Origin of the sequence: Actinopolyspora mortivallis (genome assembly GCF_003001495.1) — a bacterium.
Taxonomy (GTDB): domain Bacteria; phylum Actinomycetota; class Actinomycetes; order Mycobacteriales; family Pseudonocardiaceae; genus Actinopolyspora; species Actinopolyspora mortivallis_A.
On sequence record NZ_PVSR01000004.1, the window covers coordinates 38,441 to 55,826 of the forward strand.

Genomic DNA, 17,386 nt, shown 5'->3' on the forward strand with positions numbered 1-17,386 from the left:
ACACTCCTCTCACCGTGACACACCACCACCGCCTCACCCGAATCCTGCTCGCCGCAGCCTGCACCGCCGCGCTGGCAGGCTGCGCCACCAGCACCCCGGCCGACACCAACCCAGACACCACCCACACCACCACCAGCAGCAGCGAAGACCCCTTCGCCATCCCACAACCCCTCAACCTCGCCGCCATCACCAACCCCTGCCACCTCCTCACCCAACAACAAACCACCACCCTCAACGCCGGACCACCACAACCAGGGAATAAATCAGCATGGGGACAAAAAACATGCGAATGGAACAACGAAAAATTTAACATAAGAAGCGCACCAGACACAAAACAAAAAGAAGGAATAAAATACGCAGCTTTCACAAACACAGAAGACGGGAAACCAACACACTACATAGAAGGATACCCGGCCGTCCACTCTTTTCCAGGAGAGCTGAGCTGTGCCACCTTCGTCGGAACTTCCAAAACTGACGTAGTTTCAGCTTCATTCACCGTAAATACAGATGGAAGAGAAAATCCTCAATACCAGAAACCTTGCGACATGTCAGATAAAATCGCAAAAATGATGCTGGAAAACATACCCTCTCCCTAATCAGTCCCATCAGGAAAAGCAACGAAATATCACCATGCCCCACCACCGCCTCACCCGAATCCTGCTCGCCGCAGCCTGCACCACCGCCGCGCTGGCAGGCTGCGCCACCAGCACCCCGGCCGACACCAACCCAGACACCACCCACACCACCACCAGCAGCAGCGAAGACCCCTTCGCCATCCCACAACCCCTCAACCTCGCCGCCATCACCAACCCCTGCCACCTCCTCACCCAACAACAAACCACCACCCTCAACGCCGGACCACCACAACCAAACGGAAAATCGGCGTGGGGAGAACAACAATGCAAATGGCGCAACCAGCAAATGACAATCAGCATCGCCCCTAACACGCAGCAAAGCCAAGGACTCGAGTACACGGCATTCACCAACACCGAAGACGGCAAGCCCACGCATAGGATAGAAGACTACCCGGCTGTCTATGGCATAGGAAAAACAGACCTTCGCTGCTCCACCTCGGTAGGAGTAACAAGAAAAAACAGCTTCTACGTATCCTTCACCGTCGGAACCGAGGGGCGGGGAAATCCCGAGTACTCGGACCCGTGCGCCATGTCGGACAAAATCGCGGGCATGGTCCTGGACAACCTCCCGCCTGCACAGTGACCCCGACACCTCGCGCCTCGCGGGTCCACCCCTGAGCGGACGGCACGGAGCCACCGGCACCCCACCGCTCCTCGGCCGTGGCGTCCGGTGAGCACACTTGCGGGGTCCACTGTCGAGCTCCGACGGACAACGAACACGACTGTGAGAGGGTTCACATCTTTCGGTGAGGCCGGTACGGTCTCTTCTGGGAGCGCTCCCACATCCCGTTCTCTGTCAGAGGAGGAGACATGTTCCAGCGTTCCGCTCGTCGACGCCCCGGATTCCTGACCCGGACGGTGGCCCTGTCCGCCGCTGTCGCCGCGACGTTCGCCGGGGCTCAGCTGACCCAGCCCGAGGAGGCCAGCGCCCACGGCTCCGCCACCAACCCGCCCTCGCGCAACTACGGCTGCTGGGACCGGTGGGCCGACGACTTCCAGTCCCCCGAGATGGCCGACGAGGACCCGATGTGCTGGCAGGCGTGGCAGGACAACCCGAACGCGATGTGGAACTGGAACGGGCTGTACCTCAACGGCGTCAACGGCGACCACAAGGGGGCCGTCCCGGACGGACAGTTATGCAGCGCCGGAAGGGACCGCTACGCCGCGCTCGACGAGGTCGGCCCGTGGAAGGCCGTCACCAGGGACAACCAGTTCTCCGTGACCGTGACCGACCAGGCCAAACACGGCGCGGACTACTACAAGGTCTACATCACCGAGCAGGGCTTCGACCCCACCACCCAGCAGCTCGGCTGGGACGACCTGGAGCTGGTCACCGAGGTCGGCGAACGGCCGCCCGCCACGACCACGACGATCGACGTCGACGCGGGAGACCGCACCGGACGCCACATCGTCTACACGATCTGGCAGGCCGCGCACATGGACCAGTCCTACTACTTCTGCAGTGACGTGACGTTCACCGGGAACTGACACAACGACCCCGAGGACTGTCGGCCCACACCCCGCGTCGGTGTCCGGGAACTCCCGGGCACCGACGCGTTCGCGCTCCCCCACAGCGGAGAGCTCCCCTCCGTGCCGCCCCCGACGAAGGAGCGAGGCCCTCTTCTTCGCCTTCACGCCCGGGGCGCGTACATGATCACAGCCACCCCGAGCAGGCAGACCAACGCCCCGAGCACGTCGTAGCGGTCGGGGCGGTAACCGTCCACCACCATCCCCCAGACCAACGACCCGGCCACGAACACACCACCGTAGGCGGCCAGAATCCGTCCGAAGTGGGCCTCGGGTTGCAGGGTCGCCACGAACCCGTAGGCGCCGAGCGCGGCCACTCCCGCCCCGACCCACCACCAGCCACGGCGCTCCCGCACCCCCTGCCACACCAACCACGCACCGCCTATCTCGCAGAGGGCGGCCAGCACGAACAGCGCCACGGAAACAGCGACGAGCACGCCCTCCACGCTAGCCGCCACCTCCCACCGCCTCCGACGTCTCACGAGCCCGGCCACGCCCCGGAACCCCACACGAAAGCGTACTGTGGCAACGATCTCACTGACGGTGAGAACCCCGCTGCGTAGTGTCGATCACGAGGAGTTCGATCACGATTCTGCGACGTCTTCGGGAGCGGTCTTGCGCATCGCCTTCGGCAGCCAACCCATCTACTCGCACCTGGTTCCGGCCCTGCTTCCGCTCGCGCGGCTGACGGCCGAAGCGGGACACGAGGTGGTGGTACTCACCTCGGAGGACCTGTCGGAGGAGGTCCGCCGGTTCGGCCTGACCCCGCTGGTCCCCAGCGACATCATCGCCGCCCCGGAGATTCTCCAACGTCCCGACCTGGTCGAACGGCTCGGGCTGGATCCCTCCGTCATGGACGACTTCGGGCGACGCACCTTCCGCGCCGGCGCGGACTTCTTCGCCACGATGTTCGCCGGTCCCGTGGCGGGGGACAACGCGGAGGGAACCATCGAGTCCCTGAAGTCCTTCGCTCCCGACCTGCTCGTGCGCGAGTCCACCGACTACGCGAGCTACTACGCGGCCGAGTACCTCGGCGTCCGGCATCTCGCCCTGGACATCGGGCCACTGGCCCCCTTCGACGAGACCCCGGTGCTCACCAACCTCAACGAGCAGCGGGACAGGTTCGACCTGCCCCCCGTGAGCGATCCGCTGCACCCCTTCCACGGTGGACGGATCGGGATGGCTCCCGAGAGCTTCTACCCCCCACGGCTGCGGCTGGAGAACGCACGCCACCACAACGCGCCCCCACCGGCGGAGCACCGCCTCGATCCCGAGCTCGCCGCCCTGCCCGCCGACCGCCCCCTGGTGCTGGCCACGCTGGGGTCCAACGCCGCCCGGATCCACGACAGCGCCGAACGCACCCCGCTGCACACCATCGTGGACGTGCTCGGCGAACTCCCCGTCACCGGAGTGGTCGCCCTCGGCAGGAACATCCCGCCGGAGAGCTGGAACGGAGCGCGTCCGGACAACGTGCACCTGACCTCCTTCGTCCAGCAGCAGCTCCTGCTGCCCTCCTGCGAGGTCTTCATCACCCACGGCGGCTTCAGCGGAGTCCGGGAGGCGCTCAGCAGCGGCGTCCCCATGGCGGTGCTTCCCATGTTCGCCGAGCAACCCGCCAACGCCGAACGTGTGGCGCAACTGGGAGTCGGGGAACAACTCGACCTCGAGGAGCTCACCCACACGACGCTGCGCGAGACCGTGGAGACGGTGCTGAACAGTCCCTCCTACCGGCACCGCGCCCGAGCCATGGCGCGCCGGTTCCTGGCGCTGCCACCGTTCGGTGAGATCGTGCGTGAACTGGAGGAACCGGGCGGACACGGGTGACCACCCGTACCGGCCGTGACGGTCCGCGGCCGGTGGTTCGGCAACGCAGTCGAGTCACTTGAGCACGTCGGCACGCCAGCGCCCGATCTCGGAGAACCAGGAACGCCACGTCGGGGTTCCGGCCGAGGACTTCTCCCCGCTCGGCACCGTCTCGGAGACGGACCCGCACTCGTGGAGTTCGGGGTTCGTCGGCGTTGCCCCGTGTTCCACTGTGTCCGGAGCAAGAGGCTCGGCACCGTCCAACAGCGCCGTTGTCGTCTCGCCCGAGCACCCTTCGTCACCGAGAATCCTGTTCGTCATCGTCGACTCCCTCCTCGTGACACCCGCGGAAAAAGAATCCCGTTCCACGGGCCCGTCCTTCTTGGTCACTGTCGAGGATGCTCCACCATCAATATTAGCACAAGTGAAAAAAACTAAATGAAATTTCAGCGGAGCTAACACGAGAATTCTCCGGGGCACACCAGGGCGGGAAACCGCACGACACCCGCCGCTCTCCCCACGACACGGCGGCCGGAGAACCCGGAAACCCCCGAAAGGAACGGTTCCGCGACCACCCACGAGCGAGGCACGACCTCGGGCGAACTCCCGGGCACAGGCACCGGAAACAGCCCCCGTTAACGAGCTCTAACAGATTTGGGACACGCGTCACACCCGATGCCGGTCACGTGACGTCGGACACCGGCCTACCATCGGCTCCCATGACGGCGTCGGAGCGCTCAACGTCGAGCGAGCACGGAGACCGGCTCGACCTGATGGCGGGGTTCGAACCACCCACCCACGAGCAGTGGCGGAAACAGGTCGACCAGGTGCTGCGCAGAACCGGACTGCTGGCGCGGGACGCCTCCGCCCCCGAGCAGCCGGAACGACTGCTGGAGACCGAGACCCACGACGGGATCACGGTCCGTCCGCTGTACACCCACCGGGACCCGCACCCCTCCCCCGGACTTCCCGGGCTGGCCCCGTTCACCCGGCACAGCAGGGCCACGGGTGCCGTCGACCGGGGCTGGGAGGTCCGGCAGTACCACGACGACCCGGACACCGACACCACCAACCGCGAGATACTCGCCGACCTGGAGGGCGGCGCGGACTCGGTGTGGCTGCGCACCGGATCGGCGGGAGTCCCCGTCCGGGGACTCGGGGACGCCCTGCACGGGATGCGTCTCGACCTGGCCGGACTCGTCCTCCAGCCCGGGGAGCACTACACGGAGGCCGCCGAGGAACTGCTGCGGCTGGCGACCGAACGGGACGTGGCCGGTGAGGCGCTGCGGGGCAACCTCGGAGCGGACCCCCTCGGGCTGCACGCCCGCACCGGCGAGGAGCACGACCCCGCACCGGCCGTGGAGCTCGCCCGGCGCTGCCGCACCCACCTGCCGGGGATGCACGCGATCAGCGTGGACGGACTGGCCTACCACGACGCGGGAGGCTCGGACGCCGAGGAACTCGGCTGTGTCGTGGCGGCCGGAGTCGAGTACCTCCGCCTGCTCACCGAGTCCGGCGTCCCCGCCGCCACGGCGGCGGGACTGCTGGAGTTCCGGTTGGCGGCCACAGTGGACCAGTTCGCCACCGTCGCCAAACTCCGCGCGGCCCGGCGCCTCTGGGACCGCGTGCTCCGGGCCTGCGGCACGCCCGAGCACGCCCGGGGACAGCACCAGCACGCGGTGACCTCCGGGGCGATGCTCACCCGCTACGACCCCTGGGTGAACATGCTGCGTTCCACCGTCGCCGCCTTCGCCGCGGCGGTCGGCGGGGCGGCGGCGATCACCGTGCAACCGTTCGACACACCGCTGGGGCTGCCCGACTCCTTCTCCCGCCGCATCGCCCGCAACACCCAGGCGCTGCTGCTCGACGAGGCCCACCTGGGACAGGTCATCGACCCGGCGGGGGGCTCGTACTACGTGGAGTCGCTGACCGACGAACTCGCCCACACCGCCTGGAACTGGTTCCGGGAACTCGAAGCGGCCGGAGGGCTGTCCGCCGCCCTGCGCTCGGGCAGGGTCGCCGAACGGCTGGAGACCACCTGGCAACGGCGTCGGGAGGCGCTCGCCCACCGCACCGACCAGCTCACCGGGGTCAGCGAGTACCCCGACCCCGACGAACGGCCCCTACGCCGCCGCCCTCGTCCCCCCGAACCGGAGACCGGGGGACTGCCGCGCAGGCGCTACGCGGACGACTACGAAAAACTGCGCGACGAGGCCGAGCGGATGGCCGAGCTCCCCGAGGGCCGTCCCCGCGTCTTCCTGGCCACCCTCGGGCCGCTGGCCACCCACACCGCCCGCGCCTCGTTCACCCGCAACCTGCTCGCCACCGGCGGTGTGGAGACGCGCGAGGCGGGCGAGACCGAGACGGCCGACGACGTCACCGCCGAGTTCACCGCATCCGGCACGGACCTGGTCGTGCTGTGTTCGAGCGAGGAGCTCTACGCCGAGCGCGCCGAGGCCACCGCGACCGCCCTGAGACAGGCCGGGGCACGGCTCGTGCTGCTGGCCGGTCCTCCGCGGGAGGAGCCCCCCGCCGGGGTGGACGGGTTCGTGCACAGCCGCAGCGACGTGCCCCGGCTCCTGACCGAGATCCACCAGCAGTGGGCCAGCACCACCGACGCTCCGAGGGCCACATCATGACCAGCCACGACAGCATCCCCGACTTCACCGACATCGAACTGGACGAGCCGCAGGCCGAGGAGAGCCCCCGGCGCTGGCGCGAGCGGGTGCGCGAGACCGCGGGCACCGCCCCGGAGGAGCTCGGTTGGCACACCCCGGAGGGCATCGACGTCCGGCCGCTCTACACCGCCGAGGACACCGCCGGACTGCGCTTCCCGCACAGTTACCCGGGAATCGCCCCGTACCTGCGGGGGCCGTACTCCACAATGTACGTCAACCAGCCGTGGACGGTGCGGCAGTACGCGGGCTTCTCCACCGCGGCCGAGTCCAACGCGTTCTACCGGCGGAACCTGGCCGCCGGCCAGAAGGGCCTGTCGGTGGCCTTCGACCTGGCCACCCACCGGGGGTACGACTCCGACCACCCCCGGGTGGCCGGTGACGTGGGGATGGCCGGGGTGGCCATCGACTCGATCCTGGACATGCGTCAGCTGTTCGACGGGATCCCGTTGGACCGCATGAGCGTGTCGATGACCATGAACGGGGCGGTGCTGCCGGTGCTGGCGCTGTTCATCGTCGCCGCCGAGGAGCAGGGCGTGCCGCCGGAGAAACTGGCGGGCACGATCCAGAACGACATCCTCAAGGAGTTCATGGTCCGCAACACCTACATCTACCCGCCGCAGCCGTCGATGCGGATCATCTCCGACATCTTCGCCTACACCTCGGCGCGGATGCCGAAGTTCAACTCGATCTCGATCTCCGGCTACCACATCCAGGAGGCCGGAGCCACCGCCGACCTGGAGCTGGCCTACACCCTCGCCGACGGGCTGGACTACATCCGGGCCGGGTTGAACGCCGGTCTGGACATCGACGCGTTCGCCCCCCGGTTGTCGTTCTTCTGGGGGATCGGGATGCACTTCGGCATGGAGGTGGCCAAGCTGCGCGCGGCCCGGCTGCTGTGGGCGAGACTCGTCTCGGAGTTCGGGGCCACCGACCCCAAGTCGCTGTCGCTGCGCACCCACTCGCAGACCTCGGGGTGGTCGCTGACCGCCCAGGACGCGTTCAACAACGTGGTCCGCACCTGCGTGGAGGCCATGGCCGCCACCCAGGGCCACACCCAGTCGCTGCACACCAACGCCCTCGACGAGGCCCTGGCGCTGCCGACCGACTTCTCGGCCCGCATCGCCCGCAACACCCAGCTGCTGCTCCAGCAGGAGTCCGGGACCACCCGGGTCATCGACCCGTGGGGAGGCAGTCACTACGTGGAACGCCTCACCCAGGACCTGGCCGAGCGGGCGCAGGCCCACCTGGACGAGATCGAGCGGGCCGGCGGCATGGCCGCCGCCATCGACGCCGGCATCCCGAAGATGCGCATCGAGGAGGCCGCCGCCCGCACCCAGGCACGCATCGACTCCGGTCGGCAACCGGTGATCGGGGTCAACCGCCACGCACCGGACGAGGCCGAGGACGGCTCCTTCGAGGTGCGCAAGGTGGACAACAGCGCCGTCCGGAACGAACAGCTCGACAAGCTGCGCAGGCTGCGCGAAGAACGTGACGGGCAGCGCTGTGCCGAGGCGCTGCGCCGACTCACCGCGGCCGCCCAGGCCACCGTGGACGGCAACCGGCCCGACGACCTGGAACACAACCTGCTCACCCTGGCCGTGGACGCCGCCCGCGCCCACGCCACCGTCGGCGAGATCTCCGACGCCCTGGAGGCCGCCTTCGGCAGGCACTCCGGCCAGATCCGTACCATCTCCGGGGTGTACAGCGAGGAGGCGGGCGCGAACGCGGGCATCGAACGCACCCGCGAGCTGGTGGAGGAGTTCACCGCCGACGAGGGGCGCAGGCCGCGGATCCTGGTGGCCAAGATGGGCCAGGACGGACACGACCGGGGGCAGAAGGTCATCGCCACCGCCTTCGCCGACCTCGGCTTCGACGTCGACGTGGGCCCGCTGTTCCAGACCCCCGAGGAGGTCGCCCGGCAGGCGGTGGAGTCCGACGTGCACATCGTCGGGGTCTCCTCCCTGGCGGCGGGACACCTGACCCTGGTTCCCGCGCTGCGCGCGGCGCTGGACGAGCAGGGCGGCGAGGACATCGTGATCGTCGTCGGCGGGGTCATCCCTCCGGGGGACCACGCGGCGCTGCACGAGTCCGGTGCCGCCGCGGTGTTCGGCCCCGGCACCGTCATCGCCGAGGCCGCCGGGACCCTGCTGCACCGCCTCCGCACCGAACTCGGCCACCCGAGCGCGCACTGACCCACTCGGCACCGCAGCGAAACGGACGCTTCCACCCATGCCGCGCACCATCGACCTCGACACCTACGCAGCGGGAGTGCTGGACGGATCGCGCTCCGCCCTCGCCCGAGCCATCACCCTCGTCGAGTCCACCCGGCCCGACCACAGGGAGAAGGCCCAGTCCCTGCTCACCCGGCTGCTTCCGCACTCCGGTGGCTCCCACCGCCTCGGAGTCACCGGTGTGCCCGGGGTCGGCAAGTCCACGTTCATCGAGGCGCTCGGCACCCGTCTCGTCGCCGAGGGGCACCGGGTGGGGGTGCTGGCGGTGGACCCCTCCTCCCACCGCAGCGGCGGCAGCATCCTCGGCGACAAGACCCGCATGGGCTCGCTGGCCACCGAGTCGAACGCCTTCATCCGCCCCTCCCCCACGGCGGGGACCCTCGGCGGGGTGGCCCGGGCCACCAGGGAGACCATCGTGCTCATGGAGGCCGCCGGGTTCGACGTGGTGCTGGTGGAAACCGTCGGGGTCGGCCAGTCCGAGACCGCCGTGGCCGGCATGGTGGACTGCTTCCTGCTGCTGACGCTGGCACGAACCGGTGACCAGTTGCAGGGCATCAAGAAGGGCGTGCTGGAACTGGCCGACCTGGTCGCGGTGAACAAGGCCGACGGCGAACACCAGGGAGAGGCCCGCGAGACGGCGCGGGAACTGCGGGGGGCGCTCCGGCTGCTCACCCCGCCGAACGCCTCCTGGAAACCCCGGGTGCTCACCTGCAGCGGTCTCACCGGGACCGGGCTGGAGGAGCTGTGGCGCCAGGTCACCGAGCACCGGGCCGCGCTGGAGGAGGCCGGGGAGCTGGCGGAGAAACGCCGGAACCAGCGGCTGGAGTGGACCTGGGAACTGGTGCGGGACCAGCTCGTCGACGAGTTGGTGCGCGATCCCGAGGTGGGCAGGGTGCGCGCCGAGGTCGAACGCCGGGTTCTCGACGGCGAGCTCACCGCGGGCATCGCCGCGGAACGCATGTTAAGGGCGTTCCGCTCCCGCTGACCCGCACACCCGCAGGGCGAGCAGTTCCCCCATCGCCCCGGCGTCCAGCGGGACGCCGTAGTACTCCCCGGCCGCGATCTCGCAGCCCGCCTCGTACCACCAGCGGGCCTGCCGCGCGGTGCGCACCTCCGGCACGGCCACCGGAATCCCCTGCTCCCGCACCAACGGGATCGTGCCGCACAGTGCCCTGAACTCGGGGGACTCCTCCTCGGCGTCGTCGTCGACCAGCCGCACGAGCTCCGGCGACAACAGCACCGCCTGGGTGGGATGCTCCCGCAGGAAACGCAGTTCCGCCGGGGAGGCACGGAACTCGTGGGCGGCTGTCCGCACCCCCGTGGCGGCGAGGGTGTCCAGGTTGTCCCTGGCCTCACCTCCGCTGCGCATCAAGGCGCCCATGGACACGCACAGCCGCAGCCGGTCCGCCGCGAGCGTTCCGGAGCCCACGGTCCTGCGGACCGTGCCGACCAGGTCCGGGTCCCTGGACTGGTTGGGACTGAGACCCACCACCAGTTGCGGGCGCAGTCCCCGCTCGTGCCACTGTTCCAGCTGTCTCCACGCGGTCTCCAGCATCCAGTTCCGCAGTGACAACGTGATGCCGGAGCGCTCGGCCAGGCGCAGACACTCCTCGTGGCCGAGTTCGTCGTGGTCCGGGGGCTGCCAGCTCAACCGCGCCTCCACTCCCGTGATCCGCTCATCCGGCAGGGAGACCAGGGGGCGATAGCGCACCTCGAACTCACCGAGTTCCAGGGCTCCGGGCATGGTGGCGGCCAGCCTGGAGTCCGAGCGCTCCAGCGGAGCCCGGTCCGGGTCGAACAGCGCCCACTGCCGTTTGCCGGCCTGTTCGGCGTTGCGCAGCGCCACCTCCGCCGCCCACATCATGTCCTCCGGCTCCCGGTCACCCACCGCGCGCTGGATGACTCCGATACTGGCCGTGGGAGCCAACCCGTTCTCCCCGATGTAGATCGGCTCGTCCAGCTCCCGGTTGATCAGTTCGGCGAACTCGGCGACGCCGGGAGTGTGCGGCCCCTGGCGCACCAGCACGGCGAACTGGGTGCCGCCGATGCGGGCCACCAGGCCGTCCTCCCCCTCGACGAGCCGCTGGAGCCTGTGGCCCACCGCCCGGACGATGGCGTCACCGGTCTCGTAGCCCAGTCCCTCGTTGATCAGACCGAAACCGTCCAAGCGTAACTGGTACAACGTGAGGCGGTCCTCGGCCGGCGAGCCGGCCAGCGCGGTTTCCAGCCTGGACCGGAAGTGCTGCCGGTTCGGCAGTCCCGTGACGCTGTCGTGCAGTGTCTGGTGCCGCAGCCGCTCCTGCAGATAGCTCAGTTCCCGCAGGTCCTCCACCATCACGACGAAACGGGCCGGCTCGCCGTTCTCGTCGCGCAGGCCCGACAGCGCCACGTAGGTCCAGGCGGTGCCGCCGTCGGCGCGTCGCAGGTCGCATCGCTCCCGCAGCCCGCTGCGGGCTCCCCGCAGCAGGTCGGCGTAGGCGCCCGAGACGACGTCGGTCTGCCCGGCGGGGAACAACTGGTCCAGGCGCAGGGACAGCAGTTCCTCCTCGGAGTAGCCGAGGGTGTCCTTCAGGGCGTCGTTGACGTCCAGGAACGTCCCCTCCAGGTCACAGATCCCCATCCCCACGGGCGTGTTCCGGAAGATCTCCCGGAACCGGTCCTCGCTGAGCCGGAGCCGACGATCGGTATCCAGTTTGGTCCTCAACAGGGCGCGGCGCAGTGTCTCCTGCTGGTCGAGCGTGCTGGCCTGGCGGGCCTCGGTGTATCCCGCCGCCACGGCGGCCAGCAACCCGACGACATCGCGGGTCTCCTCGGTGCGCTCCGGCAGCAGGGCGTCGCAGAGCAACTCCAGGGTCCAGGTGAGACTCTCCTCGCCCGTGGCGTTCAACCGGACCAGCTGCTCGCCCACCGAACGACCGGCCCGCTCGGCCAGGGTCGGGTCCCGGAGCGCCTCCACCAAACGCTCCACCAAGGCGTGCGTGCGCTCCTCGAGCTCGCCACGGCTCATCGGCACGTAGCAGGTGCGGACCAGCCCTCCGGCCCAGCGCGCCGCGAGCTCCGCGCACCAGGACGCACTTCCCCACCGGGGAAGTTCCGGAGTCTCCGCGAGCCCCTCCCCCGAAACACCGCTCCCGGAACCAGCGCGACTCATTCCACCTCTCCCTCGGTGTTCCGTCCGGACTCACCACCACACGAACCACACGGATCACACATCGCGTGCTGCGAATCGCATACCGGAGTTCCCGCAATCACGCAACCGGGGATCCTCGTTCTCACGGTTTGTAACCGACACCGGCGTAGATCTGCTCGGCACCGGGCGTCCGCACGTCCTCGGCGTGCTCCGGGCGCCACAGTCCCGTGCCCACCACTCCGGGCTCCACCAGCTCGAAGCCGTCGAAGAACGCGCTGACCTCCGCGTGGGAACGCGGGTACACCGGATTCGCGCTGCCGCGCATCACCTCGACGACCTGCCGCATGTTCTCCGGAGCGAGGTCGGCCGTGAAGTGCGACAGGGCCAGGAAACTGCCGCTCGGCACGGCGTCCCGGTAACGGCGCACCACCTCCTCGGGGCGGTCCTGGGGAAAGGCGAAGTGCAGCACACCCACCAGCAACAGTCCGACGGGTTCGGAGAAGTCCAACAGCCGCCGGGTGTGCGGATGTCCGAGCACGCGGTCGGGATCCAGCAGGTCGGCGCGCAGCATGGTGGCGTGCGGGTCGTTGCGCAGCAACAACTCGCTGTGCGCGACCGCGACCGGTTCACGGTCCACATAGACCACCCGGCAGCCCCGACCCGCCCGCTCGGTTATCTCGTGCACGCTGCCCGCGGTGGGGATTCCCGTTCCCAGGTCGACGAACTGCCGTATTCCGGCTCGGAGCAGAGCGAGCACGGCCCGACGCAGGAACCCCCGGTTCAGCCGGGCCACGTCACGCGCGCTGGGCAGTGCCGTCAGGAACCGCTCGCCCAGCCGTCGGTCGGCCACGAAGTTGTGCGCACCACCCAGCAGGTAGTCGTACACCCTGGCCGCGGTGGGGACCTCCTCGTCCAGACTCCGCGGCAACCAACCGGTCCGTGCCGTCATCCCACCACCTCGTCGGCTCCGTCACACGCACCAAGGCTACTGGGCGACTCCGACGAATCGGCCCGACACCGACTCCCCGGAGCGACTCGCACGGGCACGGGCGACGGACGAACGCCTCTCGCGCCCGAGACCTCCCAACGTCACTGTGACGATGCTCGTCCACGGTGCGGTGCCTCGGCAAGCACGGCGAACACCGAATCGCTCCACAGAGGGGCGAGACGTCACGGCCTCAGAACAGCCTCCCCCACGCCAGTGGGGACGGCTCCAGCAGCCAGCCCGCCCCGAGCAGCAGCATCCCGACGGTGATCACGAACCAGACCAGCAGCCAGACCCCGCCGGCCACTCCGGTCAACCGGGCGAGCTGGTCCGCGTCGGAGTTCGCCGCCCTGCCCCTACGACGCTTGCGGGCCAGCTCGAACAGCGGTCGCACCCCACCCAACAGCAGCAACCAGCTCAGCAGCTCGGCGCAGACCAGCCGGATCCCGGCGTCACCCCACCAGGCCAGGGCCGCGAGCACACCACCGGTGACCACCACGGCCAACACCCCGTAAAGATTGCGCAGCGCCACCAGCAACAACGCCAACGAGGCCACCGCCGCCCAGAGCAACGTCTCCGGGTGTCCCCGGGAAACCAGCCCGGAGGCCGACAGTCCCAACAGCGAGACGGTCGGATACCCGGCGAACAGGGTGAGCACCATCCCCGGGCCGTGCGCGGGGCCGGTGGAGACCGTCAGCCCGGAGGTGTCCGAATGCAACCGGATCCCGTTGAGCTTGCGGCCGCTGAGCAGCGCCACCCCGGCGTGCCCGCCCTCGTGGGCGATGGTGACCACGTTGCGCAGCACCCGCCAGCTGCCCCGGTAACCGACCAGCACGAGCGCGAGCAGTCCGACCATCGGAGCGGGCACGGAGTCCACGAGGGACGACAGGTCACGGCCGAGTTCGTCCATGGGGCACCCTCACGACAGCGGTCGGTCCCACCCAGGACACCGACCGCGACGACACGGTCACGTTGTCCGCTCCGCGCGGACATCCTGGCCGTCTTCACCGGCCCCTCGTCGCCGGGCCAGCACCCGATGGGCCAGCAGCGTCCCCCCGACCACGGAGGAGGGGATCACCACCAGCTGGGCCACGGGCACCAGGCACAGCAGATACGTCGGAACCGCGAAGCCCAGCACCTCACGCCGATGACGCCACAGCATCCGGTGCCGCCCACCGACCCCCACTCCGAGCCGTTGGAACACCGGGCCGGTCACTTCGAGGGCGATCAGCCAGGAACCGAAGGCCAGCCCGAGCAGCGGCACCACCGTCTGCCCCAGCACCGGCACGAAACCGAACGGAAACAGCACCAGGGTGCCCACCACGGCGACCAGCACCAGGGACCCCGCGTCCCGTACACCCCGCCACACCATCCGCAACCGACCGGCACCGTCGGAACCGCTGTCCAACCCGCGCCGGTGTTCACAGCTCTCGGCGATGTGGTCGTAGAACGGCCCACCGATCAACAGGGTCAGGGCCACGAAGGACACCGCCCCGACCAGCACGGCCCCCGCCACCAACGCCACGGCCAGCAGCGTGCGCAGCAGCACGCGTTGCCAGTCCGACCAGTCCTCGGCGAAGGGAGTGAGCCACAGCGCCAGATCACCGCCGAACCAGGCCACCACCGCCACACCGGTCAGCAGCACCACACCACTGAGCAGGGCCGGGACGGCCCCCAGCAGCAACATACGCGGGGAACGCACCATGCTGGTGAATCCGGTCCCGAGGTCCCGCAGACCCGCGGCCGCCTCGCTCATCACCGAACTCCCGCGGTTCGAAGCCATCGTCCCGGCGATCCTAGTGCACGGCCTCCGGTGCCTCGCACCGACACCTCCGGCCGGAGAACGGCCGACGGACGGCTCCGCGGCACCGTGCACGGGCCGCCGAGGGGCCGCGCACGGTGCCCGGATCCCGGGGCGGACACGACGCGGAAACCGCCCCGGGGACTCGACTCACGCGATGATCCGGATCGGGTCCTCCAGCAGACTCGTGAGCTGCTGCATGAACACCGCCCCCACGGCACCGTCCACGGCCCGGTGATCGGCCGAGAGCGTGATGCGCAGCATCTTGCGCGCCACGAACTCGCCGTCACGCACCTGGACCTCCTCGCGGGTGGCCCCGACGGCCAGGATGGCCGCCTCGGGCGGGTTGATCACCGCGGAGAACTCCTCGATACCGAACATGCCCAGGTTGGACACGCTGAAGGTGCTGCCGGTCATCTCGTCCGGCTTGAGCTTGCCCTCGCGGGCGCGCTCGGCCTTCTCCTTGCCCTCGACCGCGATCTCGGAGACGCTCTTGCGGTCGGCGTCCCGGACCACCGGCACCACGAGCCCGGAGTCCAGGGCGACCGCCACGCCGAGGTGGATCCGCTTGTGCTGGAACAGCTTCTCGTCGCGGTACGAGACGTTGACCGAGGGATTGGCGCGCAGTGCGGTCGCGCAGGCCTTGACGACCAGGTCGTTCACACTGACCTTCGGCCCGCCGGAAGCCTGCAACCGCTCGTTGAGGTCGGCGCGGAAGGCCACCAGGTCCGTGACGTCGACGGCGCTGGTCAGGTAGAAGTGCGGGGCCTGCTGCTTGCTCTCGGTCAACCGTTTGGCGGTCACCTTGCGGATGTTGCTCAGCGGGATCTCCTCCACATCGGGGTCCTCCTGCTGAGCGGGGGCCGCTGCGGGGGCGGCGCTCGGAGCCGGGGACGCGGTGTCCTGGTTCCGCTCGGCCGCCGCCTCGACGTCCACCCGGATGATCCTGCCTCCGGGGCCGGTGCCGGTGACCGTGGACAGGTCGACCCCCTTCTCCCGGGCGATGGCCCTGGCCAGGGGGGACGCCTTGGGGCGCTGTCCCGGGCCCGCCGAGGTCCCGTCCCGGGAGGGTTCGGGCCGCGGCGCCGCGTCCGTGCCGGACCGCTCGGAGGCCGCGGAGGTGTCGTCCCGCCCGGACTCCTCCGCCTGCGGGGCGGGAGCCGCACTCGTGGACGGCCCGGCCTCGGCCGCGGAGCCGGAACCGTCGCCGAGCAGACCGATGGGGGTCCCGATCGGCACGGTCTCGCCCTCGCCGACCAGGATCTTCTCCAGGACCCCCTCGTCGTAGGCCTCCAGCTCCATGACGGCCTTGTCGGTCTCGATGTCGGCCACCACGTCACCGCGGTTGATCTGGTCCCCCACCTGCTTGCGCCAGGCGGAGATGACGCCCTCCTCCATGGTGTCGGACAGGCGCGGCATGTGTATCTCGGTCATGGTCTTCCTCGGCTCCTGGTGAGTGACCCATCGTGGGCGGGACGAGGTCGCGGAGGCCCACCGGCCCCCGTCGTCCGCACGATGCGTCTGCGCCTTGCTGGGTCTGTCAGCGACGGTGTCCGACGGCTTCGAGGGTCTGGTGGACCGCCGTGGTCAACGAGTCGGCGGAAGGCAGCGCCGCCCGTTCCAACGGCTTGGCGTAGGGCAGCGGCACCTCGGCCGCGGCGACCCGCCGGACCGGGGCGTCGAGGTAGTCGAAGGCGCCGTCCGAGATCGAGGCCGCGATCTCCGCCCCGATCCCGTAGGTCAGCCAGTCGTCCTCGGCGATGACGGCGCAGCCGGTCTTGCGGACCGACTCGACGATGGTCTCCCGGTCCAGGGGGCGCAGGCTGCGCAGGTCCACCACCTCGGCCGAGATCCCCTCCTCCTGCTGTAACCGGTCGGCCACCTGGGTGGCCACACTGGCCATCCGGGAGTAGCCGATGACGGTGATGTCGCTGCCCTCGCGGACCACCCCCGCCTTGCCGATCTCGGCGGGAGCCACTTCGTCCGGCACCTCGCCCTTGGTGTTGTACAGCGCCAGGTTCTCCAGGAACAACACCGGGTCGTTGTCGGCGATCGCGGCTTTGAGCAGGGCCTTCGCGTCGACCGGTGTGCTGGGGGCGACCACTTTCAGCCCGGGGACGAAGGCGTAGTAGAGCTCGATGTTCTGGGAGTGGGTCGCCCCCAGCTGCTGGCCACCGCCGCCCGGGGTGCGCAGCACCATCGGGGCGCTGCACTGTCCCCCGAACATGCCGTAGATCTTGGCGGCGTGGTTGACGATCTGGTCCAGCGCCAACAGCGAGAAGTTGATCGTCATCAACTCCACCACCGGACGCAGCCCCAGCATGGCGGCACCGACCGCCGCACCGACGAAGCCCTCCTCCGCGATCGGGGTGTCGCGGACGCGCTTGTGCCCGAACTCGTCGAGCAGTCCCGCGGTGATCTTGTAGGAGCCCTCGAAGACTCCGATCTCCTCGCCGATGAGGAAGACGTTCTCATCGGCGAGCATCTCCTCGCGCAGCGTGTCGTGCAGCGCCTGCCGATAGGTAATGACGGCCAACGGTTCTTCTCCTGGGCGTGCTTCGCCCGGGGACCGCCGTGGGCGGCCCCCGGTGCTTCG

At 69.4% G+C, this 17,386-nt stretch carries 15 protein-coding genes; 7 read left to right on the top strand and 8 right to left on the bottom strand.

Annotated features, from left to right (window positions below; genetic code table 11):
- Window positions 1-14 precede the first annotated feature (14 nt).
- The 3 genes from CEP50_RS05155 (at window position 15) to CEP50_RS05165 (ending at window position 2,123) form a co-directional block, all read left to right on the top strand.
- Complete coding sequence (locus tag CEP50_RS05155) at window positions 15-596, top strand: DUF3558 family protein (RefSeq protein WP_146134745.1); 582 nt, start codon at window positions 15-17, stop codon at window positions 594-596.
- A 34-nt stretch (window positions 597-630) separates the two neighbouring features.
- On the top strand, window positions 631-1,218 hold the full coding sequence (locus CEP50_RS05160) for a DUF3558 family protein (RefSeq protein WP_106112777.1): 588 nt from the start codon (window positions 631-633) through the stop codon (window positions 1,216-1,218).
- A gap of 227 nt (window positions 1,219-1,445) precedes the next feature.
- On the top strand, window positions 1,446-2,123 hold the full coding sequence (locus tag CEP50_RS05165; protein WP_106112778.1) for a lytic polysaccharide monooxygenase auxiliary activity family 9 protein: 678 nt from the start codon (window positions 1,446-1,448) through the stop codon (window positions 2,121-2,123).
- A 143-nt stretch (window positions 2,124-2,266) separates the two neighbouring features.
- Here the strand turns inward: CEP50_RS05165 and CEP50_RS05170 are convergent, their stop codons facing one another.
- A complete protein-coding gene (locus tag CEP50_RS05170; RefSeq protein WP_106112902.1) occupies window positions 2,267-2,599 on the bottom strand; it encodes a YnfA family protein in 333 nt (110 codons plus the stop codon).
- A gap of 178 nt (window positions 2,600-2,777) precedes the next feature.
- On the opposite strand from CEP50_RS05170, the gene CEP50_RS05175 reads away from it, so the two are divergent.
- Window positions 2,778-3,986 (top strand): glycosyltransferase, encoded by a 1,209-nt coding sequence (locus CEP50_RS05175; RefSeq protein ID WP_106112779.1) that lies wholly within the window; start codon window positions 2,778-2,780, stop codon window positions 3,984-3,986.
- A gap of 54 nt (window positions 3,987-4,040) precedes the next feature.
- On the opposite strand, the gene CEP50_RS05180 is transcribed toward CEP50_RS05175, so the two are convergent.
- Window positions 4,041-4,286, bottom strand: a complete 246-nt coding sequence (locus CEP50_RS05180) for a hypothetical protein (RefSeq protein WP_106112780.1) — start codon at window positions 4,284-4,286, stop codon at window positions 4,041-4,043.
- Between the two features lie 398 nt (window positions 4,287-4,684).
- Here CEP50_RS05180 and CEP50_RS05185 point away from each other — a divergent pair, with 398 nt between their 5' ends.
- Genes CEP50_RS05185 through meaB form a run of 3 tightly spaced genes read left to right on the top strand, consistent with a single transcriptional unit; the run spans window position 4,685 to window position 9,859 of the window.
- Complete coding sequence (locus CEP50_RS05185) at window positions 4,685-6,604, top strand: methylmalonyl-CoA mutase family protein (RefSeq protein ID WP_106112781.1); 1,920 nt, start codon at window positions 4,685-4,687, stop codon at window positions 6,602-6,604.
- On the top strand, window positions 6,601-8,835 hold the full coding sequence (gene scpA, locus CEP50_RS05190) for a methylmalonyl-CoA mutase (protein WP_106112903.1): 2,235 nt from the start codon (window positions 6,601-6,603) through the stop codon (window positions 8,833-8,835). Before CEP50_RS05185 ends, scpA begins: the two co-directional genes overlap by 4 nt.
- Window positions 8,836-8,872: 37 nt before the next feature.
- Window positions 8,873-9,859: a methylmalonyl Co-A mutase-associated GTPase MeaB gene (meaB, locus tag CEP50_RS05195; RefSeq protein ID WP_106112782.1), complete on the top strand. Its 987-nt coding sequence runs from the start codon at window positions 8,873-8,875 to the stop codon at window positions 9,857-9,859.
- Here meaB and CEP50_RS05200 read toward each other — a convergent pair.
- The 6 genes from CEP50_RS05200 to CEP50_RS05225 form a co-directional block, all read right to left on the bottom strand.
- A complete protein-coding gene (locus tag CEP50_RS05200) occupies window positions 9,836-12,025 on the bottom strand; it encodes a putative bifunctional diguanylate cyclase/phosphodiesterase (protein WP_258174849.1) in 2,190 nt (729 codons plus the stop codon). The two genes, meaB and CEP50_RS05200, sit on opposite strands and share 24 nt — an antisense overlap.
- 121 nt (window positions 12,026-12,146) lie before the next feature.
- The gene (locus CEP50_RS05205) at window positions 12,147-12,953 is read right to left on the bottom strand and encodes an SAM-dependent methyltransferase (protein ID WP_106112783.1); all 807 of its coding nucleotides are present in this window, start codon (window positions 12,951-12,953) and stop codon (window positions 12,147-12,149) included.
- Between the two features lie 229 nt (window positions 12,954-13,182).
- On the bottom strand, window positions 13,183-13,899 hold the full coding sequence (locus CEP50_RS05210; protein ID WP_106112784.1) for a M50 family metallopeptidase: 717 nt from the start codon (window positions 13,897-13,899) through the stop codon (window positions 13,183-13,185).
- 57 nt (window positions 13,900-13,956) lie between these two features.
- Entirely contained in the window at window positions 13,957-14,745 is a 789-nt protein-coding gene (locus CEP50_RS05215) for an EI24 domain-containing protein (protein WP_106112905.1), read from the bottom strand.
- Between the two features lie 195 nt (window positions 14,746-14,940).
- The gene (locus tag CEP50_RS05220; protein WP_181188220.1) at window positions 14,941-16,224 is read right to left on the bottom strand and encodes a pyruvate dehydrogenase complex dihydrolipoamide acetyltransferase; all 1,284 of its coding nucleotides are present in this window, start codon (window positions 16,222-16,224) and stop codon (window positions 14,941-14,943) included.
- A gap of 106 nt (window positions 16,225-16,330) precedes the next feature.
- The gene (locus CEP50_RS05225; protein ID WP_106112785.1) at window positions 16,331-17,326 is read right to left on the bottom strand and encodes an alpha-ketoacid dehydrogenase subunit beta; all 996 of its coding nucleotides are present in this window, start codon (window positions 17,324-17,326) and stop codon (window positions 16,331-16,333) included.
- Window positions 17,327-17,386: the final 60 nt, after the last annotated feature.